20 protein-coding genes are annotated in these 26,974 nt (G+C 44.5%); 8 read left to right on the forward strand and 12 right to left on the reverse strand.

The genetic code is table 11. The annotated features are described in order from the left end of the window. Positions 1-5: 5 nt before the first annotated feature. Together R7O03_RS06695 and R7O03_RS06700 are read right to left on the reverse strand one after the other, a co-directional pair. Positions 6-911 (reverse strand): lysine exporter LysO family protein, encoded by a 906-nt coding sequence (locus tag R7O03_RS06695; protein ID WP_258657250.1) that lies wholly within the window; start codon positions 909-911, stop codon positions 6-8. 146 nt (positions 912-1,057) lie between these two features. Then, a complete protein-coding gene (locus R7O03_RS06700; RefSeq protein WP_005378009.1) occupies positions 1,058-1,978 on the reverse strand; it encodes an HDOD domain-containing protein in 921 nt (306 codons plus the stop codon). A 369-nt stretch (positions 1,979-2,347) separates the two neighbouring features. Here R7O03_RS06700 and R7O03_RS06705 point away from each other — a divergent pair, with 369 nt between their 5' ends. Next, positions 2,348-2,935, forward strand: a complete 588-nt coding sequence (locus R7O03_RS06705) for a TfoX/Sxy family DNA transformation protein (RefSeq protein WP_005378007.1) — start codon at positions 2,348-2,350, stop codon at positions 2,933-2,935. Positions 2,936-3,128: 193 nt separating this feature from the next. On the opposite strand, the gene R7O03_RS06710 is transcribed toward R7O03_RS06705, so the two are convergent. The 3 genes from R7O03_RS06710 to R7O03_RS06720 all read right to left on the reverse strand — a co-directional run bounded on the left by R7O03_RS06710 (position 3,129) and on the right by R7O03_RS06720 (position 6,403). Next, positions 3,129-3,677, reverse strand: a complete 549-nt coding sequence (locus R7O03_RS06710) for a hypothetical protein (RefSeq protein WP_005378006.1) — start codon at positions 3,675-3,677, stop codon at positions 3,129-3,131. Between the two features lie 291 nt (positions 3,678-3,968). Continuing rightward, on the reverse strand, positions 3,969-4,466 hold the full coding sequence (locus tag R7O03_RS06715) for a response regulator (protein ID WP_005378005.1): 498 nt from the start codon (positions 4,464-4,466) through the stop codon (positions 3,969-3,971). Beyond that, positions 4,463-6,403 (reverse strand): ATP-binding protein, encoded by a 1,941-nt coding sequence (locus R7O03_RS06720; RefSeq protein WP_239931984.1) that lies wholly within the window; start codon positions 6,401-6,403, stop codon positions 4,463-4,465. Before R7O03_RS06720 ends, R7O03_RS06715 begins: the two co-directional genes overlap by 4 nt. Positions 6,404-6,589: 186 nt before the next feature. Here R7O03_RS06720 and R7O03_RS06725 point away from each other — a divergent pair, with 186 nt between their 5' ends. The 3 genes from R7O03_RS06725 to R7O03_RS06735 all read left to right on the forward strand — a co-directional run bounded on the left by R7O03_RS06725 (position 6,590) and on the right by R7O03_RS06735 (position 10,505). Continuing rightward, the gene (locus R7O03_RS06725) at positions 6,590-7,858 is read left to right on the forward strand and encodes a DUF945 family protein (RefSeq protein ID WP_239931985.1); all 1,269 of its coding nucleotides are present in this window, start codon (positions 6,590-6,592) and stop codon (positions 7,856-7,858) included. Between the two features lie 137 nt (positions 7,859-7,995). Continuing rightward, complete coding sequence (serC, locus tag R7O03_RS06730) at positions 7,996-9,090, forward strand: 3-phosphoserine/phosphohydroxythreonine transaminase (RefSeq protein WP_005378000.1); 1,095 nt, start codon at positions 7,996-7,998, stop codon at positions 9,088-9,090. 83 nt (positions 9,091-9,173) lie between these two features. Further along, a complete protein-coding gene (locus R7O03_RS06735; RefSeq protein WP_239931986.1) occupies positions 9,174-10,505 on the forward strand; it encodes a D-serine ammonia-lyase in 1,332 nt (443 codons plus the stop codon). A 97-nt stretch (positions 10,506-10,602) separates the two neighbouring features. On the opposite strand, the gene cydC is transcribed toward R7O03_RS06735, so the two are convergent. The 3 genes from cydC to trxB form a co-directional block, all read right to left on the reverse strand. Next, positions 10,603-12,324: a heme ABC transporter ATP-binding protein/permease CydC gene (gene cydC / locus R7O03_RS06740; protein WP_053303181.1), complete on the reverse strand. Its 1,722-nt coding sequence runs from the start codon at positions 12,322-12,324 to the stop codon at positions 10,603-10,605. Continuing rightward, the gene (cydD, locus tag R7O03_RS06745) at positions 12,317-14,104 is read right to left on the reverse strand and encodes a heme ABC transporter permease/ATP-binding protein CydD (RefSeq protein ID WP_238765147.1); all 1,788 of its coding nucleotides are present in this window, start codon (positions 14,102-14,104) and stop codon (positions 12,317-12,319) included. Before cydD ends, cydC begins: the two co-directional genes overlap by 8 nt. A 103-nt stretch (positions 14,105-14,207) precedes the next feature. Further along, the gene (gene trxB, locus R7O03_RS06750; RefSeq protein WP_005377991.1) at positions 14,208-15,167 is read right to left on the reverse strand and encodes a thioredoxin-disulfide reductase; all 960 of its coding nucleotides are present in this window, start codon (positions 15,165-15,167) and stop codon (positions 14,208-14,210) included. Between the two features lie 358 nt (positions 15,168-15,525). Between trxB and R7O03_RS06755 the strand changes: the two genes are divergently transcribed. Beyond that, on the forward strand, positions 15,526-16,182 hold the full coding sequence (locus R7O03_RS06755; RefSeq protein ID WP_005377989.1) for a 2OG-Fe dioxygenase family protein: 657 nt from the start codon (positions 15,526-15,528) through the stop codon (positions 16,180-16,182). Then, entirely contained in the window at positions 16,166-17,401 is a 1,236-nt protein-coding gene (locus tag R7O03_RS06760) for a cysteine desulfurase-like protein (RefSeq protein ID WP_318131605.1), read from the forward strand. The genes R7O03_RS06755 and R7O03_RS06760 overlap by 17 nt, the downstream gene beginning before the upstream one ends. Before the next feature lie 90 nt (positions 17,402-17,491). Here R7O03_RS06760 and R7O03_RS06765 read toward each other — a convergent pair whose 3' ends face one another. Continuing rightward, entirely contained in the window at positions 17,492-18,316 is an 825-nt protein-coding gene (locus R7O03_RS06765; RefSeq protein WP_206949104.1) for a DUF2797 domain-containing protein, read from the reverse strand. Between the two features lie 334 nt (positions 18,317-18,650). On the opposite strand from R7O03_RS06765, the gene R7O03_RS06770 reads away from it, so the two are divergent. Then, a complete protein-coding gene (locus tag R7O03_RS06770; protein ID WP_258497377.1) occupies positions 18,651-19,988 on the forward strand; it encodes a GGDEF domain-containing protein in 1,338 nt (445 codons plus the stop codon). 142 nt (positions 19,989-20,130) lie between these two features. Here the strand turns inward: R7O03_RS06770 and R7O03_RS06775 are convergent, their stop codons facing one another. The 3 genes from R7O03_RS06775 to R7O03_RS06785 form a co-directional block, all read right to left on the reverse strand. Next, entirely contained in the window at positions 20,131-21,501 is a 1,371-nt protein-coding gene (locus tag R7O03_RS06775; protein ID WP_017634863.1) for an SLC13 family permease, read from the reverse strand. A 219-nt stretch (positions 21,502-21,720) separates the two neighbouring features. Further along, positions 21,721-22,455: a vancomycin high temperature exclusion protein gene (locus R7O03_RS06780; protein WP_005388862.1), complete on the reverse strand. Its 735-nt coding sequence runs from the start codon at positions 22,453-22,455 to the stop codon at positions 21,721-21,723. 154 nt (positions 22,456-22,609) lie between these two features. Further along, complete coding sequence (locus tag R7O03_RS06785; protein ID WP_005377977.1) at positions 22,610-24,298, reverse strand: NAD-dependent malic enzyme; 1,689 nt, start codon at positions 24,296-24,298, stop codon at positions 22,610-22,612. A 213-nt stretch (positions 24,299-24,511) separates the two neighbouring features. On the opposite strand from R7O03_RS06785, the gene R7O03_RS06790 reads away from it, so the two are divergent. Further along, entirely contained in the window at positions 24,512-26,866 is a 2,355-nt protein-coding gene (locus R7O03_RS06790; protein ID WP_213969558.1) for a helicase-related protein, read from the forward strand. The last annotated feature ends 108 nt before the right edge of the window (positions 26,867-26,974 follow it).

The following is a 26,974-nucleotide window of genomic DNA, read 5'->3' on the forward strand; positions in this document are numbered from 1 at the left end:
GAGATCTAGCTAGCAAGTGATACAAAGAAAAGCATCATAACTGGTACCAATAAACTCAAAATAAAGCCGCTAACGATAGCAACAGGAACACAACGCACACCACCGGTGGTTTGAATAACGGGTAGGGTGAAGTCCATTGCTGTTGCACCGGCGTAACCAATTGCGGTGCACGGATAGCTACGAATAAAGAGAGGAATGGCAACCAGTGCGACTAGCTCTCTCATCAATTCAATCAAGAACGACGCGCCACCAAATACCGGACCAAAAGCGTCACCCATTAAAATACCTGCGAGTGAATACCAGCCAAAACCTGAAGCCATTGCGAGTGCTTGATAAAGAGGAAGATCCAAAAGCACCGCTGCAAGAACGCCACCAAGCATACATGTTGCGATGACAACAGCCGCAATGGCCATTCCTTGTTTATTTAATAGGATTTGACGCAGAGTAAGTCCACTATTGCGCAGCTGAATACCAATAAAAAATAGAAGTAGAAAGAGTATCCATTCGCTTGCTGTATCTACCCAACTCAAATCAATGGGTAACAGCAGGCCAACCACTAACCCTCCGCCAACGACCACGATAAGCTTAACTGACTCTAAAGCCATCGAAGATAACGGTAGCTTCTTTTGATTTTGATTGGCCTGGAGTGGAATAATTTTATCAATAATAGGCAGAGCCAACAGGTTGCAGGCACTTAGACACAAAAAAAACGTACTCGCATAGAGGAGAATACTTTGTAAGTTGCTGCTTAAATTATCGAGCGCCGCCAAACTAAGACCCATCAACGACAAAATGACGTAAATAAGGTAGGACGTTGACTGATTGATCTTCTCCAATAACGAAGATCGAGATATAGGAATTAGATACCCCACCACAAGCGGAGCGAAAATAAATAGCATCCCTGAGAACATAAAGCTCAATGATTCCTTTTTGAGATAACATCAACACGCATAAATTAAATTATCTATCGGTTGAAACTAGAGACATTTCACCACACACAGCTCAGCCTTGAGCGAATCGTTTTATCGCGGATAAGGTATTATCAGAAAGCGATAAATTACAAACCGCTTGCATTGAGTACAGCACGGATTTGATCATTGAAGTCAGTATCACTCATGTTACTAAGTTCATACAAGACTTCTGCACCAGTTAAGTTGAATTCAACTTCATGTTCGTCAATGCGTTCATCGTGATTGCGGAACATCAATAAATGATGCGCAATTCTAGCGATGTCAAGATAACTCACTTCTGGTCGCGTTAACTCGTATTTTTCGTTTGAGGATACTTCTCTGAAGTCGTTGTCAAATCCCCAACGCTCAAGCACTAGTTTACTTGTGGCAGAACAACGTGTTTGGAAGATTTGCAATGCAATATCTGGGTCTAAGTAATTGCCCCTATCTAAGTACAAGTGGTACTCATTAATTAGGCAAAATAACCCAATATCGGCTAATAGACCGACCAATAACGCCTTTTCTTGCTCTAGATGGCCATAAGTGCCTGGCTCGTGGCTACGAAACGATTGAACCAACATCACCATGACTGCACCGAGCTCACGAGATATCGCGGCACTCTTCACCAAGATGGCATTGCATTCTTTAGTGAGATTAACTGAGTGTTTAAGTTGCTCAATCGCTTGTGCGGTAACAATATCACGTACACGAAGTATTCCGAGACGAGATACCGCTGTAGTTAAGTCGTTGCAGGTGATATTTCTGCGATTGAAAATCACAGAGTTAGCGACTCGTAAAACGACCGCTGCTAATCCGGGATCTTCCAATAAACAGTTAGCAACATCGGCAATCGTGGTGTGTTCTTCGACACATAACTGCTGAATTTTAAGCACGACATCAGGAATAGGAGGTAACGAAATCTTACCCGTGGCGATGGACTGTTCTACCAGCTGAGCAAACTCGGATTCCAGTGCGTTTATAAGCTTATCTTTATTATTTGGCAGCCAAAAAAATGATAAATGTTCCATTGTGACGCTGTACTTGAGATCTTTCGTACAGTGTACCCTTACAGCGTATTCTTTATCAATTAAATGCGTATTATGTGCCCGTAATTGCCAGCGAGATCATAATGATGGCGCGTTTTAGGCATGCTATGCGTCAAAAAAATATCACCACACGAATAATAAGTGTGAAACTAATCACGTATGCAGAATTTATACTTTTTTATATGTGACCTATGTCCTAACTTATTTTTCAACGTTAAGTATGATTAAGCAAGTTGGTGAGCACAACTCACAAAAATATCGCCAACAAATCGACATTTATAATTCGCTATAAGCTGCTGTTTATCTGGTGACATCGCTAATCGGGGTAATTTATTCAGATTAAAGAGGTCAATGGACATGACAGACCAAGCTTTTTTTAAATATGTACGCACCTTCAGTGAGTACCAAAAACGTTCTATGTTCGGTGGTATTGGTTTATTCACCGATGATGCTATGTTTGCGCTTGTCAGCAATGATTGCTGCTACTTACGTGGTGGTAATGGGCTAGATGAAGTGTTTACTCAACTGAGCTGTGAGAAGTATAAGCACGTCAAAAAACAGACGACGGCAACCGTAAATTATTATGATGTAACCGATTTATTCGAATCCGGATATGTAGGGCTTGATGAACTGGTACAGAAATCAATTGAATACTCAATTAAGGAACGGAAATATCAAAAGTCCTCTGCCAGTAGACGCTTAAGAGACTTACCCAACATGCAACTAACCCTTGAACGTATGGTCAAGAAAGCCGGTGTTGATGACGTAGAAACCTTTTTAGAACTTGGACCTGTAAAAGTCTTCAACAAAGTTAAAACGGCTTACGGTAATGATGTTGATGTAAAGCTACTGTGGAAATTTGCTGGTGCAACTGATGGCGTACATTGGAAACTGATCCAAGAGCCGCGTAAAAAACAGTTATTGGCACTGTGTGACTAAGCGAAGCTGATCGCACAATGATTGACTCGTTTCGATGGAGTTAGCGGGTCGTAAAGGCAAGTGTGAAAAGCGGAAAAAGGACGTTGAAGTTTTTTACCACTTCATTGAGTTAGTCATTAAATTAGACAAAAAAACCGAGGCAGAGACCTCGGTTTTTATTTTTTTAATTTGCTCTTTTCCTACAGCACAAATCTTAAAACTTAAAACGCGTAGTGAACATTACCTGATCACCGTAAAAATCGTTGATACGTGCTTCAGCACCCAAAGAGAAAAGCTCTGTTGAGTGGAATCGAGCGTAGGCAGAGCCAGTCCAATCGTCATCGTTATCGATAGAAACGTAGCCGACTTTGCCGCCTACTTCTAATTGAGGGCCCAACCATTGGCGAACACCTAAGTTAAGCTCCATACCAACATCTGTGCTGCTCTCATTCGAAGGTTGCACAACGCGCATTAGCATTTCACCAGTAAGATCTGCCCAGTTGTTTAGCGGAGAATGGAAGCCAAAGCCTGCAGCTGAATCAAAATCACTTTCAAACTCAGAGTCAATACGAGCAATAACATGCGCGTTCGGGTGAATTGATTTGCTGAATCCAGCACCAAATGTCACAGGACTTGCGCCAATACGTGCTTCGAAATAGTCGTAGCTAAAGTTGCTCATAGTTGCTGGCGCATTGCGATCGTTTGCAGCTAGGGCATGGCTTGATGCCACTAGTAAGGCAGCGGCTAATAGTGTTTTACGCATAACTAACGATAAACCTTGTTCATTATTTCCATGGATTCAAGCAACCACTTGAACCGTAATCTGATTTGTCCGACATCATAATAAAAAGGAAGGTCGACGACCAACAAAAATGTGTCGATGTTTTGTCAATTAACTTAATAGTTCCTTGGTTTAAGCAAAAACCACGCCATATACGTAGTGTCCGAGAATTTCACTCGGACAAGTAACGATGTTTTTCTAACCTCATTCGACTATGCGAGGTTAGGTGGTGCAATGAGCATCGTTGAGCTCAAGTTAGAACCAAACACTTTATTACTCGCCAAAGCTTGCTCTTCTTTCTGCCATGGCGTTGAGGATTGCCTCAGAATCAAGGATTTGAGTCCAGGATAGCAGGTTATCATCATTCTCAATCACAAACGCGGTAAGCTGAGACACGATTGCTTTTCTCAATGCTTCGCCTTTCCAAGGTTTGGCAATGTAATAATCGAGACTCGCGTTATTTACGGCTTCTACGGTGTCTTCCAAACCAGCTTGTCCTGTGAGTAAAACTTTGCGCGCTGCTTTTGTGTCACCATTTTGACTGAGTTCGATTAAGAAGCTGATCCCAGTTTGTTCCGGCATAATGTGGTCACATAAAATGAGCGCAAGCTGAACTTCTTCTTCCGCCATCTCCTCAATCACCTGCCGAGCTTCAGTCACCGATTCCGCTCCTTCGACGACAAAGTTCTCCTCGAAGGGAGCAAGATCTTGGAGCACGCTATCCAAGACTTCTCGTTCGTCATCGACACATAAAATTAGATACTTGGTCATGTTTCATCTCCTTTTTCGATGACTGGTAACCAGACGGTCATTCGTGTGAACTGGCCGATCTCTGATTCGACGTCAATCCACCCTCTGTGTGCTGTTACGATTTGCTGGCAGATGGACAGCCCGATGCCTAAGCCAAAGTTACCTTCTTTTTTTGTGGTGAAGTTCAGCTCGAAAATGGCGTCTCTTTGCGACTCAGGAATGCCACATCCATTATCTTCAAATGAGATAACGGCATAATGTGTGTGCTCTTTTTCTACAAGGCGTGTTTGTATGTTTAACACCCCTTTTTCTGGAAATGCGTCAATGGCGTTAGAGACCAAGTTCGTCCACACCTGTTGGAGTGCGATCGGTTGACAAAGGATGGAAGGCAAGTTTGCATAGTCGGTTGAAACTTGGTGCATTTTTAATTTGTTCTCGAAAATCACCAAGGTGTCTTCAATACCTTCATGAATATCAGCATAGTGCAGGGTTTCATCATCTGACCGAGCATATCCTTTCAGGCTTTTTACCATATCAGCAATTCGTGCTGCACAGACATTAATTGAGCGAAGTGTAGAACCTGCTTTGTGGTATTGCTCTAGTGTATTGAGAGCATGATAAGACGCTTGCTGCTTTCTCGTTAGTTGGGTAAGTAGCTCTTGATCGGACTCTAATCCAAGGCTCACCACTTTTTTGGCCAATGCTCGGTCTGGAAGAGTATGGCTAAGCGCTTTTACGCGTGATCTGAGCTCAGCGGTTGAAGCGGGTTTTGAGGTTTGCGCTTTGCTCAGTAATTCAATGCCTTTGCTTTGTATATCGGAACTGGGCGCATCGTTAAGTAATCGTTCTAGCGTATGCGTTAAATTCTCTACGCCCCTTAATATCGCGGCTACTGGATTGTTTAGTTCGTGTGCCACTCCCGCAACCAATTGGCCAAGCATCGCCATTTTTTCTCTTTCAATGAGCTGCTGGTGGGCTGATTCTAAAGATTCGAGCGTTTTTTGAAGTTGCAGTTTGGTGTTGATGCTTCTTTGCAATCGGCGGTTGAAGTGGCGTAAGAGCAAGTTTGTAAAAAGAGGCAGTAAGTTTGAGTCGCTTTGCATCACTTTATTGAATACGTTGCGATCGAGTTTGATAACTTCTGTTTTGGTTAGTGTCAGAGCTGTCGAGAAAGAACATTCCCCAGTAACAAACGACATGCCTCCGACAATATTCCCTTTGTTATGGCGTACAACCTCTCGCTGCATGCCTTGCTCATCGCGCTTGTACAGAGCCACTTCACCTTCGGTGATAAACCACAAAAAGCTATTTGGCTCGCCTTCCACGGTTAACAAGTGTTCAGGTGAGTATGTACGGCACGCTCTTGTTTCGTCATTATCTTTAAAAAATTGCTGGAGAGCGGAGATCACTTGCTCGGCTAACTCGGCATCAGACATCGAGTGGTAGTCGTGTAAGAATCCGGCTTGATAATGGCTCATCTGGTTATTGATGTGCGCTCGCAACAAGCTGTGATGATCCAATATCTGACTGTAACTTAGCAGGTCTTCTTTGCCATTTCGCAAGATAAATTGGGTCAGCTCTTTTTGCACTGTGTTAAATAAGACGTGATCTGGCAAAGGTTTAGTGAGGCAGTGGTCGAGCCTGCCCTCATTAACGGCAGTGAGAATTGCCTCTATATCAGACGAGCAGCTAATAAGAATTTTTCTTGCTTGCTCGGTATGTGACATCCGGTCTAAACCAATAAGAAAATCCACGCCGTTAAAATGAGCGTGATGGCTCGCTATAACTAAAGCAACAGTCTGTTCTCTTTCTTCTAGATACTCTAAAGCGCTTTGAGCCTCTTCTATCGATTCGACAGAAAAAATATCAAACTTACTTGAGAAGGCAGACAGCTCCAATCGAAACTGTTCAGCACTGATTGGGTTGTTGTCGAGACACAACACAGCATAACGATTCACAGATGTTTTAGCTCCGGTTAAAACTTCGCCACGCAAACTTTAACAATAAAAGGACATGATGAGTGGGAGCCAAGTATGATTCCTGATTAATGGACTAGAATAAGCATCAATAGTCTGATTTGTCTCAATGTTTTCTCCGCAGGTGGTTTGGGGTAGACTGACCGAAAATATCCAATAAGTGACGTTATGCAAAATCTTAAAAAAATCGGCGCCATTGGTGGTGCTATCTCATTAGCACTGTGTTGGCCATTGGCTGTCGGACAAATTGGTCAGTCCATCATTGAAGATGGTATTACCAATATGAATGATGAAATGATTAAAGGCGAAGTGGTCGAGTATCAGCGTGGCTATTTGTCTTCAGTCGTGCTGACTCGTTATTCAGTTGTTGATCCTGAGCTTAAAACGCAGTTAGAGCGTGATGGTATGCCAACGACGTTTGACGTAACCAGTGATGTTAGCCACGGTCTAACAAGCCTAACAGCAGATTCAAAATTGGTGGACAATGACTTTTTGCCTCTCACGATGCATAGCCAGACTCAATTAAATGGCAATACAGCATTTATCCTCGACCTAGACAGTTGGCATTATCGTAACGAAGCGCAAGGTGTTTCTGTTTCTACAAGCCCTGCAAAAGTAACAGGTGATGTGACGGTATTGGGTGATCTCAATTACCAAGTTTCCGTTCCTTCTGTTCAAGTGGATTTTGAAAACGGTGAAGAGCTTCATCTGAATGCATTGACAGGGCAAGGTAAAGGAAAGCAAGCAAAAGGCTACTGGTTAGGCGAGCAATCTTTCTCTCTAGAGAAGCTGGATGTGGTTGATGCGAACTTGACGCCTGTCTTTTTGATTGAAAATGCGAGCTACCGTGGTAACACTACGATGAGTGAGTCTGGTGATAAGCTGAACAGTCAATTAAACCTAGATGCTAAGAAACTACGTTTAACTGATGGGACGGATGTCGATAACTTTAAGTTGGATTTCTCAATTGCAGATGTGGATAGCCAGTCTTTTGATCAAATTATGTCTATCTATCAAGGCTCTCCTATGTTAGATGAGCAGGAAATTGCGAATTTATTGCCGCATGTGGATACGCTGTTTAGCAAAGGTTTTGATTTATCCGTGAACGAGCTTTCACTCGCGTTCGGTGACGGCAAGTTCCACAACGAGTGGCAACTATCCATCCCTGAAGGTACTAAGCATATTACTCAAGATCCAATGAAGTTGGTGACGGCCACTACTGGTGAACTTAGCACTTACTTCTCTGATGAATTAGTAACGCATTACCCATTTATTCAAGAAGGGATTGATGAGCTCCTTATTATGGAGTTGATCGAAAAAGTAGAGGGCGGTTATCAATTAAAAGCAGAAATTGGTGAAGGCAAATTGAAGTTCGAAAATGGGCATGAGTTCCCATTGGTGGCTCTACTTATGCCTGCTTTGATGCAGCAACAGTAATTCGTGTTGTTGCGAATTTGTTCCAATTCAACGCTTAGTCTTTAAAAAGAGGTCGTAAGACCTCTTTTCTTGTTTTTATCACTGCAAAAACGTGATATTAATTTCGTAATATTTACATAGCAGGAGCAATGAGCATCATGGAACAAAATACGGACAACGTATTTAACTTCAGTGCAGGACCAGCAGGTCTGCCTAAAGCAGTTATGCAGCAAGCACAACAGGAACTAATCGATTGGCAAGGCCTTGGTACTTCGGTCATGGAAATCAGCCACCGAAGCAAAGAGTTCATCAAAGTTGCAGAAGAAGCCGAGCAGGATTTACGTGATCTTCTGAATATTCCGGACAACTATAAAGTGCTGTTCTGCCAAGGTGGTGCTCGTGCTCAGTTTGCTGCTGTTCCTCTAAACTTACTTGGTGATGCCGATACGGCAACTTACATCGATGGTGGTTATTGGGCTGAAAGCGCGGTAGCTGAAGCGAAAAAATACTGCGAACCAGACGTGTTTGATGCAAAAACAGAAATCAACGGGAAAGTCGCGGTTCTACCTGCAAGTGAATGGAAAATTGCTCCAGAAGCGGCTTACGTTCACTTCTGTCCAAATGAGACCATTGATGGTATTGAGATTAACGATCTTCCTATCACCGACAAACCGATTGTTGCTGACATGTCTTCGACAATTCTTTCTCGTGAAATCGATGTGTCTAAATACGGTGTGATTTACGCGGGCGCTCAGAAAAATATTGGTCCTTCCGGCATTGCTATTGCTATCGTGCGCGATGATTTATTAGGTATGGCGAAGCAGGTACTACCAAGTATTTTGGATTACACTGTTTTGGCAGAAAAAGAATCAATGTTCAACACGCCACCAACATTTGCATGGTACTTGTCTGGTCTTGTTTTCAAATGGCTGAAGGCACAGGGTGGAGTAAAAGCAATTGAGCAAGTGAACCGCGCTAAAGCCGCGCTACTGTATGATTACATCGATCAGTCTGATTTCTACCGTAATGGCGTGCACTCAGCAAACCGTTCTTTGATGAACGTGCCATTTCAACTTGCTAAGCCTGAACTGGATGCAACCTTCCTTGAGCTAGCAGACTCTAAAGGGCTGAAAGCGCTAAAAGGTCACCGAGCAGTTGGTGGTATGCGAGCATCCATTTATAACGCAATGCCGCTAGAAGGTGTTCAAGCGTTAGTAGACTTCATGCAAGAGTTTGAGAAAAACTACGCGTAAGCTCAAACTGATAGTTGTTCTCCAAAGCGTCGCTATTGCGGCGCTTTTGTTTATCTCAACTCACATCATTCCAGGAAGGTAAAATGACCAAGGCAAATATTGAAGCGCTGACTAAGCAGTTCCCACTCTTGGCTGCACTTATTGATCTTGAAGAGGTTTGTTGGTTCAACCCCCATATCACTTCCTTGGAGGAAGGCTTACCTCATGTCGGGTTAGATGAAAAAGATATTCAAGCGGCGAGTGAACGGCTAACACGATTTGCGCCTTATTTGATGAAAGCGTTTCCCGAAACGGAAACGTCGCGTGGCGTTATTGAGTCCGCAGTGGTGGATATTCCCAATATGAAAGTGCGTTTGGAGCAGCAATACGACACGCCAATATTGGGCCGTTTAATGCTCAAAAAAGACAGTCATTTGCCAATTTCTGGTTCGATCAAAGCGAGAGGTGGTATTTATGAAGTGCTCACTCATGCAGAAAAGTTGGCGTTTGAAGCCGGCTTGCTCTGTGAAAGCGATGATTACAGCAAATTGTTCAGCAATGAGTTTCGGCAGTTTTTTAAGCCGTACAGTATTGCGGTTGGCTCAACCGGCAATCTTGGTATGTCCATCGGCATCATGAGTGCGAAGCTGGGTTTTTCAGTTTCAGTCCACATGTCTGCGGATGCGCGGGAATGGAAGAAAAATAAGCTCCGGTCACATGGTGTTAATGTCGTAGAGCACCAAGAAGATTATGGTATTGCTGTCGCGCAAGGTCGTAAAGAGGCAGAAAAAGATCCCAACTGTTTCTTTATCGATGATGAAAACTCACGGACGCTGTTTCTAGGTTACTCTGTTGCGGGTGAGCGTCTTAAGCAGCAGTTTGATGACTTGGGAATCGTGATTGATGAGCATCATCCATTGTTTGTTTATCTTCCTTGTGGTGTTGGCGGCGGGCCTGGTGGCGTGGCATTTGGCTTGAAGGTAGCGTTTGGCGAGCATGTCCATTGTATTTTCGCGGAGCCAACGCACTCACCGTGCATGCTGTTGGGCGTACATACAGGCTTGCATGACGATATTTCGGTGCAAGATCTGGGTATCGATAACATCACCGCCGCTGATGGTTTGGCAGTCGGGCGTGCCTCGGGATTTGTCGGAAGAGCGATGGAAAGGCTACTTGATGGTTTTTACACCATTGATGACGCTCGTATGTATCACCACTTGGGTGAGTTAAGTGAACTGGAAGGTATTAATCTAGAGCCTTCTGCATTAGCCGGTATGATTGGGGCAGTGCACGTCTCGAATAACCATGCTTATCAGTCTCGAATGAAATTTGACGAAGAAAAACTCAAAAACGCAACACATCTTGTTTGGGCAACAGGTGGGGGCATGGTTCCGGAAGATGAAATGGCGGCTTATCTCAAAAAATCTGGTCGGTAAATCAGCACTGTATACGTGCTTAATTAGGTAACTAATAATACAGGAATAACAAAAGGGCTCATCGTTTGATGAGCCCTTCTCGTCACTGAAAATCGAATTATAGAGATTGTAATAGCTGGTAGTAACGACCTTTTTGAGCGAGTAGCGTTGGATGGTCGCCTTGTTCGATGATCTCACCTTGTTCCATCAAACAGATGCTATCCATACTTTCTAACTCTATCAGTCGGTGTGTAATGAATACTACTGTCTTATTAGCAAAGTGTTCATTGAAAAGCGCCATCACTTTTTGTTCCGTACGCTTATCGAGGCCTTCAGTCGGCTCATCTAAGAGTAGGATTGGGGCATCACGTAGCAATGCTCGAGCAATACCGATTCGGCGTTTCTCACCACCAGATAACTGACGACCGCCGTCGCCTAACCAAGCGTCTAAACCCGGCTCTTCAAGAAGTCCGCCAAGCTCGACTTTTTGTAAAATAGTAGACAGTTGCTCATCACTTGCGTCCGGAGCGGCCATGAGTAAGTTGTCACGTAGTGTCCCGTTTAGTACATCTACGCGTTGACTGACCACTGTCATTGCTGCTCGCAGGTCCGACTCGCTCCAATCTTGCAGTTTTGTACCACCGATTCGAACTTCACCTTGGTTTACATCCCAGTAGCGACAAAGAAGCTGAATCAGTGTTGATTTACCTGAACCTGTTTGACCTACAATTGCAGTTTTAGTGCCCAACGGTAGTGAGAGTGACAAGTCTTTCAGCACCTTTTGCTGACCGTCAGGGTAAGTAAAATCTATGTTGTCGAATTCAATGTCTAACGTTGTGTCTTTATGTTTCGACTGCTCAGGGAAGACAACGTCAGGTTCAGCCAAAATTACTTCATTTAAACGACGAGCAGAGGTCAACGTTTGACCGAGATACTGGAATGCGCCCGCGATAGGCATCAGAATCTCAAAGCTCGCCATGGTTGCAAACGCAAACAGCGCAATCCAAGGATCAGGAGCACGACCACCTACGCCGTCTGCAGCAAACCAAAGCATCACAACCAGTGTAAGGCCGTTCACCAGCATAAGCAGGCCTGAAGCCATGCCCGTTAAATTCGCGTTCACAAATTGGTTAGACAGCAACTGCTTCTGCTTCTCTAGAATGAGATTACGATAACGTTCTTCTGCTCCAAAGATACTCAGTTCACTGTAGCCTTGAAGCCAGTCCAGTGTCGCCACTCGCAATTGCGCTTTATGATGAGTGAGATTCTCGCCATTACTTTTACCAAGTTTATAGAACAACACTGGCCATACAAACAACATGACGGTAAGAATCGAGCCAAGCAGCAGCGCGAGATGCCAATCAAAGAACGCCAGGACAGCCGTTAAACTCAATATGCCAAAAACACCAATCACGACAGGGCTGATAAGTCGAAGGTAAACGTGATCCATCGCATCTACGTCCGCTACTAGGCGGTTGAGCAGATCGGCATCACGCATCGTAGAAACACGACCCGGAATCAGTGGTGCAAGTTTCTTAAAGAAGAAGATACGTAGATCGGTAAGCAGCTTGAACGTTGCATTGTGGCTAACGACACGTTCTCCCCATCGACCTGCGGTTCGAGCCATTGCAGCGCCGCGTACCCCGGCACCTGGTAACATGTAGTTGAAGGTCTCACGAGCAACCGTCAAGCCTGCCACCGCTGCGGCTGAAATAAACCAACCTGATAGCGTTAATAAGCCAATAGATGCCGCTAAGGTCAGAAATGCCAGTAGCATACCTAGCGAAAGACCAAACCAGTGTTTCTTATAGAGTTTTAGATAAGGGAGTAAATCACGCATCTAAGTTCCCCTTGTCTGTTTCACGTTGTGCGAGGTTCGCTTCCAACATGTCTTTAAATAAGCCATATTCTGTCGACAGTGTGGCGTAATCACCACGTTGAACAATCTGGCCGTCCTGCATAACAAGAATTTGCGATACGTTTTGTAAAGGCGCAAGTTGGTGAGTAATCATCAAATTCGTTGTGGCATGCGCATACTTGTTAATGCCTTCCATCACGAGTTTTTCACTGCGAGCATCTAAGCTTGCGGTTGGTTCATCTAACAACCAAAAACGACCATTTTGTAGCATGGCGCGAGCCAGTGCTAAACGCTGCGCTTGGCCGACAGATAAACCACCAGAACGATCAGATATCGGATAATCCAACCCATGCATTTCAACAAATTCAGCAGCGTGAGAGTCATTCAACACAGAATGTACGTCTGCATCCTGAATATTGTGCTTACCTAGTGTGATGTTATCTCGAATGCTACCGTGTAATAGCATCGGGTTTTGACCAATCCAGCTTACTGCCTCTCGCCATGTGGCTAGATCCAGTTGCGACAATTCACAACCATTAATCTTCAAGCTACCTTGATAAGGCATGAAACCGAGGATGGTGTTTACCAAGCTTGTTTTACCTGCGCCACTTGGTCCAACTAAAGCCGTACTTTTGTTGGCTTCAAGAGAGAAGGATAGGGGACCTGCGAGCTGCTTACCTTCCGGACTAAAAATGGTTAACTGGTCCGCTTCAATATGGATAGGGCTGTTTTTATCTAACGCTTGGGTACCATCTTTGATTTGATCGACTTCCAAATCCAGAAACTCGACAATGCTTTCTGCTGCCCCAACCGCTTGCTGTTTCGCATGATAGAACGTGCCCAAATCACGTAATGGCTGATAAAACTCTGGAGCAAGAATCAGAATGAACAAACCAGCAAAGAGCGTAACACCTGTGCCGTAGTAGCCGAAGTCCAGCTCCCCGATATAACTAAAGCCAAAGTAGACAGCGGTAATTGCGATAGAAATGGAAGTGAAAAACTCTAACACCGCAGAAGACAGAAACGCGATTTTCAGAACGTCCATGGTACGAGTACGAAAGACTTCTGAAGCACCCTTTAGCGTCTCAGTTTCAGATTTTGTTCTATCGAATAAGCGAATGGTTGTCATTGCTTGCAAGCGGTCATAAAAGTGACCCGACAAACGCTGCATCGCTTTAAAGTTTTTACGGTTTGCTTCTGCGGCTTTCATCCCAACCAGTGCCATGAAAATAGGCACTAGTGGTGCAGTGACCAGGAAGATCAAGCCTGCTGCCCAGTTTACTGGGAATACGACAACCAAAATGATGAAAGGCACTAGTACCGATAATGACATTTGAGGCAAGTAGCGTGAGAAGAAATCTTGCATATCTTCTACTTGCTCTAAGATGAGCGTTGCCCAACTGCCAGCAGGTTTGCCTTTGATGTAAGCTGGCCCAAGTTTATGAACTTTATCTAAAATGAGTTGGCGAATATAAACTCGAATTTGCTCCCCGCAACGGTAACCGGCAAGCTCTCGACCCCAGGTACAAGCAGCTCGACCGATAACCGTGCCACCGAGCCCAACAAAATGCCAAATGAGGTCGGCTTTGTCGACTTGGTCAATGATTAACTGGTGCAGAATGGAGGCGAGCAGGGCTGCTTGAGCCAATAAAAACACGCTTGAAAGTACGCCTAGGCCTATCGCAATCATAAGCCAGCGCTTGGCTAACTTACTTTGTTGCTTCAGCCACTTATTCAAGCTGCTTTGCTTTTTCTTATCCATCGTGAAGGCTTAATGATAATTGTTTTAATGAGGCGGTAGTATACAAAAGAAAACCCAGCGGGAATACCGCTGGGCTTTAAGGATATGACACAAATGTGAAAAGTTATTTGTCACCAAGTGAGTCTAAGAAACGTTCAGCATCTAATGCAGCCATACAACCTGTACCTGCAGAGGTGATCGCTTGACGGTAGTTGTGGTCCATTACGTCGCCAGCTGCAAATACACCTTCGATACTAGTTTGTGTTGCGTTGCCTTCAAGACCTGATTGAACGATGATGTAGCCATCTTTCATGTCTACTTGGCCTTCAAAGATTTGTGTGTTTGGCTGGTGGCCAATTGCGATGAATGCACCCATTACATCGATATCTTCTGTCGCACCGCTGTTCACGTCTTTAATGCGGACGCCCGTTACGCCCATATCGTCACCCAGTACTTCATCGAGAGTGCGATCGGTATGAAGAACGATATTACCGCTTTCAACTTTATCCATCAGACGTTTCACAAGGATCTTCTCTGCGCGGAATGAATCGCGGCGGTGGATCAGGTGAACTTCTGACGCAATGTTAGATAGGTATAGCGCTTCTTCAACAGCCGTGTTACCACCGCCCACAACTGCAACTTTCTGATTACGGTAGAAGAAACCGTCACAGGTTGCACAAGCAGAAACGCCGCGACCTTTAAATGCTTCTTCAGACTCAAGGCCAAGGTATTTTGCTGATGCGCCGGTAGATATGATTAAGGCATCACAAGTGTACTCACCTGAGTCGCCTTTTAAACGAAATGGGCGTTGTGATAGCTCTACTTCATTGATGTGATCAAATACGATTTCAGTTTCAAAACGCTCGGCGTGTTCTTTCATGCGATCCATCAATGCTGGACCTGTCAGTCCCTCAGCATCGCCTGGCCAGTTTTCAACTTCAGTTGTGGTGGTTAGCTGACCACCTTGTTGCATTCCCGTCACAAGCACAGGGTTTAAGTTTGCACGCGCTGCGTAGACGGCAGCTGTGTATCCTGCAGGACCAGAACCAAGAATTAATAATTTACAGTGTTTTACGTCGCTCATTATGGCTCCAAAAGGGCGTAACATTTCCCTCGATTGTATGGAAATTCTTAGTGCTTTAAAAGCATAAACAACGATTGTGATCGAATAATTGGTTATAGATTAGAACCCACTAAATATTGATAGAGAACGTTGACTTCTAGCATAAAATTCTATTCGTAGTAGAGAAGTCTAGTTTCAAATATTGTCAAAGCGTAAAACTGAAACATGGCTCTATTTTTTTGGCTTCATTTGGTTTGATATGTTGTTTTTGTTGTTTTGTTGAAGCTATCAACGTTAAAAGCTGGTAATTGCAGAATATTTGCGTAACCTAGCGTGTAAATTAAATGTTAATTAATGTGCCTCATTAAAGGAGCAAATGATGTTACATTCACGTGAGAATACTCTACATTTAACACAGCTCAGCATGGCAGCAATTGAGCAGCTTTCCCCATCGTTTGAAGAACTGCCTCGTACCGAACATGCAGATGGTCAGTATCGACTACGACGTTATTCTGTGGTTGGTTTTGATAACGGCAAAGTCATCGACTTAAATAAAAATAGCTTTGTTCAATCCTCTGATATCAACCGATTTCAAGGTGATGTAGTAAGACAATTCGAGCCAATTGAGAAGGATATTCTTACCAGCGATGGCTTTCGAGAAATGTGTGAATTGTTTGTCAATGCGAATCATCTGCCAAACGGTCAAGAAATAGAAATTCACCAAATCCGTATCAGGGCACTGGAAGAAGAAACCCAAGTAGCACCTGAAGGTGTGCACCAAGACGGTTTTGATCACATTGCAATGGTTGGTGTGGGACGCCATAACATCATCGGTGGCGACATCATGCTGTACAGCAGCCATAACCAAGCCCCATTTTTCCGTAAAGTGCTAGAAACCGGAGAGGTCGCAATCTTGGCTGATAGCAAGCTGTGGCATAACGCGTGCCCAATCCGCTCTGTTATTGATGACGAAGCGGGCCATATGGATGTATTTGTACTCACGGCTACGGATAAGCGTAATGAACTTCAATCTTAATCAGATCAGAGAGCAATTTCCGGCGTTGGCTCAATACCACAACGACAAGCCCGTGACGTTTTTTGATGGTCCAGGCGGCTCACAAGTGCCTCAATCAGTACTAGACAGCATGGTAGGGTATTTAGGTCGTTTCAACGCTAACTTAGGCGGGCATTATTTTTCTAGCCAAGTGACTGTTGACGTAATGCAAAATGCGCGTGAGTCGGCTCAGGCTCTACTTAATGCCCCTTCATCTGGCAATATTGTCTTCGGTGCCAATATGACCTCACTAACCTTTCAGCTTAGTCGCGCGATTAGTCGAGATTGGCAAGCAGGAGATGAGATCATTGTTTCCGCTTTGGATCACTATTCAAATGTATCCAGCTGGCAGCAAGCGGCAGAAGATAAAGGCGTTACGGTTCATCAAGTTCGTATCAACGAAGAAGATTGTACGCTGGATATGGAGCATTTAAGCCGCCTTCTTTCTGATAAAACGCGCCTTGTCGCTGTGACTTATGCATCGAACACGACGGGCTCTATTGTGGATGTACAGCATGTAGTCAGCATGGCGCACAATGTTGGGGCACAAGTTTATGTGGATGCCGTCCATTATGCGCCTCATCATTTGGTTGATGTTCAAGCGTTAGGTTGTGACTTTTTAGCTTGCTCAGCTTACAAGTTTTTCGGACCGCACGTTGGTATTGCTTACATAGCCGATCAGTGGCTCCACAGTATTCGCCCATACAAAGTCGAGCCTGCCACTAATATAGGTCCAGGTCGATTTGAAACAGGAACGCAAAGTTTTGAAGGTCTTGCTGGTGTCGTTTCTGCGGTTGAGTATCTGGCTCAATTTGGTGAAGTCGGTTTACCTCTTCGCCAACGGTTGGAGCAAAGCTACCAACTGTATGAACAACATGAGCAGCGATTGAGTGAGCGTTTCTTACAGCGTTTGAATGCATTAGATGGTGTCAATCTATTCGGTATCGCAAAGGAAGATAGCCAACTCCGCACGCCAACTTTTGCGCTAACGTTTGAACGATATTCTCCAGAGTTCATCGCGAAAACACTGGGTGAACATAACATTTGTGTATGGAATGGTCACTTTTATGCGTTGGGCTTAGTTCGTCAACTTGGTTTAGAAGAATCGGGTGGTGTAGTGCGAATTGGTTGTATGCATTACAACACAATAGAAGAAGTCGATATGTTATTCGATGTGCTAGAAAGCATCCTTGACGCATAACTAACGATTTCTTCCTGATAGAAAAACAAAAGCTCGAGTCAAACTCGAGCTTTTTTCGTTTTTATTTGAATCAACGCGTTTTACAAGCGATTACTCACTAACTTCAACTTCATAGGAAGTGAATTTTCTTACATTAATAACGCCAGTATCAAAGATGAGGTATTGACCTTTAATGCCTTGCAAAGTGCCAGTAACAACCGGGTTTTTATCGAAGTTATGCGAAATGATCTTCGTTGGGTGCTGTTGTACCGGGTAGCTAAGGTCGGTAATGCTTTCGTTTAATACTTCAATGGCATCTTCGCCGAATTGCTGTTTTATCTCGGCAATTTTCTCTTCGACTAAAGGCAATAGCTCAGCAAAACGGCCCTGCAATGCCATAGGTTCACCGTCACCTTTAAGCAGTGTGCGCCAATTGGTCTTGTCTGCGATATGTTTCGCCAGTTCAACTTCAATTAAACCGGAGATATGGCGAGTTTTTACTTTAAAAATTGGCAAGCCCTGAGTCGCGCCTTGGTCAATCCAACGAGTCGGGATTTGAGTATGACGAGTAATACCAACTTTTAAGCTGGATGTGTTGGACAGGTAGACAAAGTGATCCACCATGCAATTCTCTTCACCCCATTGTGGTTCGCGACAAGTCCCTTGATCGTAGTGGCAGGTCTCTGGCTTCATGATACACATGTCGCAGCTTGCTAGCTTTTTCATGCATACAAAACAGTGGCCTTGCGAATAACTCTTTTTCGTTTTCTTTCCACATGAGCAACAAAAAATATTGCCAGTGTGAGTCAGTGTGAGCGTTTTACCCAGAAACGGAGTTAAGTCGATTTCTTCCTCACCGACAGGAAGACGGTAGTTGACGGCACCGTCCAGAGAAGCACGCATTTTGTTTAGCGTGCCAGTTGCAATTAATGACATGACATTACTCATTATTGTGTTTTTGCACAGTATATACTGAAGTGGAGAAGAGATGCAGGGTTGACAGGAGCTTTAAAGTAAATGTCTTGCACTAAATTATTATGCATCGTGTTTTATTTTCTAAAAATTATGGCTGTGAAATGCTTCGCAAATAGAAGTTGAGCTGCACTTTTTAGAAATTTTAAAACGTGATAACGGTTCAAAATCCGTTACTATGTGTCGAAACTAAGAATTGAATGAGAAAGTGATTTTATTTCTTGATAAATTACCTTGATTTCATTTTGAAATTATTGAACCTCACGTATTGCATATAATCTCAGCAGGTCACTTGCCCATGAAGTGGATCCATAACTTTATCTTTGCTCTTTCTATTTGCACTATCAGTTTGGTTGCCCTTTATAGTGTGCTTGGCGATACGCGAAAGCTGACCATTACACCTGAGCATTTCAATATCTATGCAACTAAAGATGCCAGTGAAGGAGGTGTGAGTGAGGCAGATATCACATACGATCGGCAAAGCCTAGTTCTTAGCTGTGAACTAAAGCAGAGCTCGTATGCTTGGCCTTACTGCGGAATCTCGGTTTATACCGATTCAGCAACGCCAACACAGGGTATTGACCTTTCCAACTACCATACGATTCGATTGAAGGTGCGATATGAAGAGGCAGGAATAGGGGCTAACCCTAGCCACGACCTACGTTTGTATCTTCGCAATTATAATTCTGAGTATTCCAAGCCGGACGACGAGTACACCATTAAATATAATGGCATGCAGTTTTCTCCGTCGGGTTCGAGCGATATTGTCGAAATTCCGATTAAAAATCTTCAGGTGATGACCTGGTGGTTAGTAGATAACGGAGTCGCGATTGAACACTCTGCACCTGAATTTTCAAACATCACACGTATTGATATTGCAACTGGGTCTGGTGCGGCACTTGGTAAACATAGAATTGTGATTGATAAAATTGAGTTTGAAGGCGCTTACCTTGCGCAAGAAACATTGCTGTATGCATTATTACTCTCTTGGATGGCGCTTGGACTGGCTTTTTCACTGCATGAGTTACGAAAAAATAGAGTGGCTTATGAAAAAGCGCAAAAGCGTCACCGTCATTTGGAAAAGGTGAATGATACTTTGCGAGCTCAAAACTACGAGTTTGCAGAGTTAGCGCATCGAGATGCTTTGACGGGCGCGATGAACCGATATGGTGTGCAACACTGGCTGGAACAACAATCTCGTCAGGTTCGCTGGGGGCATAACACCTTCAGTATTCTCTATTTGGACTTGGATAAGTTTAAAAAGGTGAACGACAAATTTGGGCACCAAATGGGGGATGACATATTGCGCGAATTTGTCATGGTGGTAGCGACTTCTATTTACTCAGGCGATCGACTCGTTCGTTGGGGCGGCGAAGAGTTTGTCGTATTTTGCCCTGATACCAATATTGAACAAGCGTTAGAGAAGGCAGAAATGATTCGCAAAAATGTGGAGGATCATTTGTGGGTGCACGGTGAATCATTAACTTGCAGTATTGGCGTTGCCCAAATGCAGAATGAACGCGTCTCAGAAACCATGGCGAGAGCTGACGAAGTGCTGTATCAGGCGAAGCGCAATGGTCGCAACCGAGTGGAAGCTCATTATGGTTTACTTGCTTGCGAAAAGAAGCAAGCCTGATAGCCGTTCACTAAAAGGAAAGAAAAAAGGTGGCCAACTGGCCACCAAGAGGGAAACTGCTGAACACCACTTAGGGGGGAAGTTTGGGTTATCGATACGATTACCGTGAGCAGCAGTGTAGTGCTAATCGAACTTGCTATTTTTACCAGAACAACCAAGCGAAAAGCGTTAGTGCAGCAATACAGGCAATGTTTAATACGAAACCAATTCGCATCATTTCTTTTTGCTTGATATGACCCGTACCGAACACAATCGCGTTTGGAGGTGTTGCAACAGGTAACATAAATGCACAAGATGCAGCGACGGCAATCAGTGCAGAGAGAATAACCGGAGACATGCCTAAGGCTTCTGCAATGGTCGCAAATACAGGGACAAGTAGCGCAGCACTGGCGGTGTTACTCGCAAACTCAGTTAAGAAGACAACAAAAGCAACCACTGCAAGAATCGTTAAGAGAATACCGGCTTGCTCAAGGAAGCCTGACAAGCTATGAGCTAAAAATACGCTTGTTCCGGTTGCTTTTAGGACGTTACTCAGACAGATACCACCACCAAATAGGATTAACACACCCCAGTCGGTTGTTTTCTCAATATCTTTCCACTCGACGGCGCGAGAAGCACCAAGTAGAAGGATGGCGCCAATAGCTACAAGAGTATCGAACTTCGCGAAGCCACCCAGCATAGCGTTAATAGGCTTACTGAATATCCACAACGTCACGGTCAGTAAGAAAATCGCCAACGTAATCATTTTGCCGTTTGTCCATTCGACTGGTTGATGGTCAAGGTCAAACTTGTGGCTAAGGTCAGGCTTAGTCATCGTGTACAATACGAGGATAGCGATTGGCATTAATACTAGGGAAATAGGTACACCAAACTTCATCCATTCAGTGAAGCTAAGGCCAACTTCAGCTGCTGCAATTGCGTTTGGTGGGCTACCAACCAGTGTTGCAATACCACCAATTGAAGCACTGTAAGCGATACCGAGTAGAACAAACAAAAAGGTGTTGTGGTTTTTCTTAGCGTCTAGCTTTGTCATCACACCCAGCACAAGCGGTAACATCATCGCGGCGGTGGCGGTGTTTGAAATCCACATTGACAGGCCAGCACTCACACCAAATAGCATGAATACAGCGACAGACATTTTTCCTCTTGCCAGCAATAGTACTTTATCTGCAATAGCTTGATCTAACTTTTGTTTATGTAGAGCCGCAGCTAGTGCAAAACCACCCAAAAATAGAAAAATGATGGAGTTGGAAAAGTTATTCAGTGCGGCTTGAGTGTTGAACACACCCAAAAATACCGCAAGTAGTGGTATGAGCAGCGCAGTAATGCTGACGTGAATCGCTTCGGTTAGCCACAAAATAGCAACAAAAACTAAGATGCTCAGGCCGGTTACTACTTGTGGTTCAAAGGGTAAGGTATTAAACAAGATAATGAACAATAGGATATTCGCGTTCAAAATCATGCTGTTGCGAGTGAAGAACCAATTCTTCAATGTCACAGCGAGTGCGGTCATGGGTAGTGCTCCTTTTGCATTGCCTTTTGTCGGTTTTTTTATGGCAAAGTAACTGACTTGTAGTTATTTATTGATGAAATGTTACTTTGAATGCGAAAAAGAGTTTTGCCTGAATCGTAGAGCAAATTAGAAAGTGTGATGTTGAGAATTGGAAATGGGTAGAAAACTACCCATTTGTTTTATAGAAATGTTACTAGGCTTGTGAGCCACGTTATTCCTCTATTCGACGGGGACTTGAAGAGGCTCGTTAGCTGCTTTATTTGGCTCTTTTACTGCGACGATAGGTTCTTGAGGGCCAAGAAACTTAGGCTGCGTATTGATAATATACAGGTCTAAAAACGCTTTCACACGGGCTAGCAGTTCTCGAACACGCATCGATGTTTTTTGCTTGTTGGCCGTCGGCCCTGCTACCGCGAGACACTGTGCATCAATGCTGTAAGCATCAGCGATGAACAGTGCGCGTTCGCAGTGAAAGCGTTGAGTCACAATCAGAAATCGCTCCGAAGCAAAAATTTTTTTTGCTCGTACAATCGAATCTAAGGTACGAAAGCCAGCATAATCAAGGTGAATCACTTCTTCAGGCACGCCTGCTTTAAGTAAGTCGCGTTTCATTGTCCACGGTTCGTTGTATGAACGGTGGGCGTTATCACCACTCAATAAAAACTGTTTTACTTTGCCTTGGTTGTAAAGCTCAATCGCCGCATTAATGCGATGAGTGTAGTAAGTGTTGAGGATCTTTCCGATGTATTTACTGGTACCAAGAACTACGGCAACCTCATGTTGAGGGATTTGCTCGTATTCAGTGAAAATGCTCTCTTTGGCTTGTAAAACCACCCACCGGTCGATGGCAATAACAGAAACAAGCAGACTAAGTGCAGAGATCGACAAAATCAAAGCAAATCGCTTCCAGGAAAATTTCAGCTTCCACTTTGATCTTATGCGAGAAAACAACAAAACGTTTTATATCCTTAACTAAAAATGTAGTTCTCATCATATCTGATAGAAACAAAAAGAGAGAAGCCCATTTATGCCAAAATCTGGTTAGGATGATAAAAAAATAAAAGCCCCTACATGGTAGGGGCTAATTATTAAACGAATTGTCTCAAGCTTAGAACGCAGTGCGTTTGTAACGGCGGTAAACAGGTTGCCAGAACGACTGTTCAATTGCCACGTTCAATGCTTCATCAGTAATTTCTAATGCGACACCTTGTTCAATTGCCTTTTTACCAACGGCAAATGCGATTTTTTTCGATACTAAGTGGATCTCTTCTAGTGGTGGAAGTAGAGCCCCACGACCGTTGATTGCTAGAGGAGAACATGTTGCGAGCGCGCGGCTTGATTCCATTAGCATCTCGTCAGTGACACGTTTTGCATTGACAGCAAGTACACCAAGGCCAATGCCTGGGAAGATGTAGCTGTTGTTACATTGTGCAATAGGGTAAGTGCGACCTTCATGAACCACTGGCTCAAATGGGCTACCTGTTGCAACCAGTGCTTCACCATTTGTCCAGCGAATGATGTCGTTCGGTGTCGCTTCCACGCGGCTTGTTGGGTTCGACAGTGGGAAGACAATCGGACGCTTACAGTGTTTATGCATTTCTTCGATGACTTCTTGGCTAAATAGGCCAGGCGCACCAGAAACACCAATTAGTACCGTTGGCTTGGCGTTACGCATAACATCGAGTAGTGAGAAGCCATTTCCTTCATTTTCCCACTCTTTCGTATTGGTATGCTTTTGCACCAAGCGTTGTTGGAAATCAAGAAGGTTAGGCATGCCTTCTTGTAACAGACCCCAACGGTCAACCATGTAAACTTGTGAGCGAGCTTGCTCGTCAGAAATTCCTTCCGATACCATTTGTGCGATGATCGCTTCTGCGATACCACAACCAGCAGACCCTGCGCCTAGGAAGGTAATACGTTGTTTAGAAAGCTGAGTTCCTGCTGCTTTACAGGCGGCAAGTAGAGAGCCAACAGTAACAGCTGCAGTACCCTGAATATCATCATTGAAGCAACACACGCGGTCTTTGTAACGCTCTAGAAGAGGCATCGCATTTTTCTGAGCAAAGTCTTCGAACTGGATCAAAGCATCAGGCCAACGGCGCTGTACCGCTTGGATAAACTCTTCTACAAATGCATCGTATTCTGCACCCGTAATACGAGGATGACGCCAACCCATGTACATCGGATCAGCTAAGCGTTGCGGGTTATTGGTACCCACATCAAGCACGATTGGTAGCGTGTAAGCAGGGCTGATACCACCACACGCGGTATATAGTGACAGTTTACCGATAGGAATACCCATGCCGCCGATACCTTGGTCACCCAAGCCAAGGATACGTTCTCCATCTGTCACAACAATCACTTTAACGTTGTGGTTTGCTGCGTTGTTCAGCAAGTCGTCAATACGGTCACGGTTTGGGTATGAAATGAACAGACCACGACCACGACGGTAAATGTTAGAGAAGTTTTCACATGCTGCGCCAACAGTCGGTGTGTAGATGATAGGCATCATCTCAGAAATGTGATTTTGCACTAGGCGGTAATACAATGTTTCGTTGGTGTCTTGGATATTACGCAGATAAATGTGCTTATCCATATCGCTTTCGAAACTTTTGTATTGCTGGTAGGCACGTTCCACCTGCTCTTGGATAGTTTCGGTCGACTCTGGAAGCAGACCTTCTAAGTTGAATGAACTACGTTCTTCAGCAGAGAATGCACTGCCTTTGTTCAAAAGAGGGGTTGCTAAAAGAGCCGGACCCGCATATGGAATATATAGTGGGCGTTTATCGTTGTTCATTGGGTGCCTTATGTAGGGTTGAAGGATGCGCACCAAATTTTAACGGGTTCACTATTTAGTTGTAAACATGCGTTGATGCACATCAATGTAATGTCGCAAAAAAATTCAGATACCGACGAAAATATCGGCAATATTGGTTGTTTAGAGATACCTAAAGCAGGATTTTTTTACTTGGGTATAATGTTTTGCATCATCAAATCAAATCCAATTTCTATGTTTCAACTACCTATCGACAGCCTGCAAGCCGAGTTTGACCATCATGTAAGCCTTAACCATCTTGTGGTGGAAGCCGAAACCGGGTCGGGTAAATCTACCCGCTTGCCCATGTGGGCGGCAAAGCACGGACGCGTTCTGGTTATTGAACCACGTCGAATTGCTTGTACCTCGCTGGCTGAATTTCTTGCGGAGCAATCTGGAGAGCCAATAGGTCGCAAAGTCGGTTACGCGATCAAGCTTCATGCCTACTTTGATGAAAAAACCGAAGTTGTATTTGTGACTCCGGGGGTTGCACTGCGTTGGTTTTCGGAAAACAAGCTAGCAGACTTTGATGTCGTGATAGTGGACGAATTTCACGAGCGACGCTGGGATATTGATCTATTAACCGCCATTTTGAAGCAAGAAAATCAACATCGATTGATCGTCACTTCCGCTACCTTAGAAGGCGAAAAGCTTGCTCGTTACCTGAATGCTAAGCGCCTGAGTTCGGAGGGACGTTGCTTTCCAGTCACGGTGACACATCGTTCTACAGACAGCCGCTATTTACCGAACAAAAAGGGATGTGAACAGGAGGTTGTCGGAGCGGTAAAAGAAGCACTGGAAGATGAAGATGGCGATATTCTTGTTTTCATGCCTGGACGCAAAGAGATCACCCAATGTGCTCAGATGCTACAAAGTTGTGGCGATGTCATGGTGGTTAAACTTCATGCCTCGGTCAGTGATGAAGAACGACATCGTGCGTTGACGGTACAAAAGCAACGGAAAGTCGTATTGGCAACCAATGTCGCAGAAACCTCTCTGACCATTCCTAATATCCGGGTGGTAATCGATAGCGGCTTAGAGCGCAGAACTGTACAACGAAATGGACGTACAGCACTGACGTTAACCAACATTTCTAAGGCCAGTGCCGCGCAGCGAATGGGGCGAGCAGGTCGCGTTACCGAAGGGGCTTGTATTCGTCTATATGGTGAGCACGCGCCTTTAGAATTAGTGACGCCTCCAGAATTACACAGAGAAGAGCTCGTCGAGCCCATGCTGGCAGCGGCTTGTTGTGGGTACCGTCTCTCAACACTCGATTTTCTCGACTCAATTCCAGAAAAGTCGCTAGAGGCATCTCATTCGACGTTGTTATCCATGGAAGCGATTGATGAGGATGGCAATGTCACGCAGCACGGGAGAAAAGTATATCCACTACCCATTGATGCACTGTTTGCCGATCTCGTTACCAGAATTCAAGCGAAGCCAGAGAAGGAAGCAATGATTGATTTGGCTGCCGCCTTATCTGTGCCTGCGCAGCTCTATCAGCGACAAAGTGGTGAAGTTGCTGAGCTTCTATCTCAAGAGGAGCCATGCGGATGTGATGCCTCTTTGTTGATCCGTTTGGTTCGGGGGGAGCGACTTCCGGGCATTGTCATTGATGCCAGCGCACTCGAAGAGGCACAAGGTTTAGCGAAACAAATGCGAGAAGTATTTGAATTACCGGAACTTGACGTTGCCTCTCGATATAAACGTGAAGCGCTCTTTTTCTCCATCGCCTCATTGCACCCTGAGCTTGTGTTTGTCCGACGAGCTCGTCGAAGAGATGCCCTAGGAAATGGCGTAGTCGAGATGCTGGTTGGGCGTAACAGCCGCTTTCCTGATAAAGAAGAAGCGGCCATCGTGCTAGATAGCCATAGCGTGCCAGGACGAGGCGTTAAGCAAACACTGAACCTCGCATCGGTTATGATGCCTATCCCGCTGACATTATTACGCGAACTTGAATTTGGGGAGTGGCAACAAGGTGAGACGAATTATGAAGAAGAGACGCCAAGAGCAACAATGCACCTGGTCTACGCCGGACGAACAATCTGTACTGAACATCAAGCGTTAAAAGGTGATGTTGCTGTTCAGTCTATTGTCGAAATGATAGAAGACGAGACACTGTTACCAGGTTTTGCTTCTCAAAGAAAACAGCAAATCCAACACTGGAAACTCTACAACGCATTGGGCCTTAATGTCGAAGGAGAAGAGGTTAACGACTTGGCCTCCTTGACATTTTCTAGCTGGTTAAAGGATCAGTTGGAAACATTAGGCGTTGAAAATGTCGATGATATGGCGTTATTTGAACCGGAAGACTTAACATTTAACGGTGTTCCAGAATGGGAATACGACGATTTCACGGAGCAGTACCCTTTAGAACTTTCGCTGCCAGAACTCCAACTGGATGTTGAGTATTACGCGTCTCGCAAGCTGGTACAGGTCGTTTATCGAGAGGGAAACCGTAAGGGGGACCCGAAGCGTTGGGAGCTGCCACGTTGGGCTGGTTGGAAGATACAGTATAAAAAGGCCAGTCGAGTGATTGATGTAAAGTAGGTCGGCGGATGACGTTGTGACAAGAATTGATATTTTCTTGGTGAATCTATAATGATTTCATATTGATAGCGTTACTTGCGTGTTGTTTTTAGTTTCTTAATTGAAATA

It is taken from the genome of Vibrio sp. Vb2960 (assembly GCF_033337665.1).
GTDB lineage: Bacteria > Pseudomonadota > Gammaproteobacteria > Enterobacterales > Vibrionaceae > Vibrio > Vibrio alginolyticus.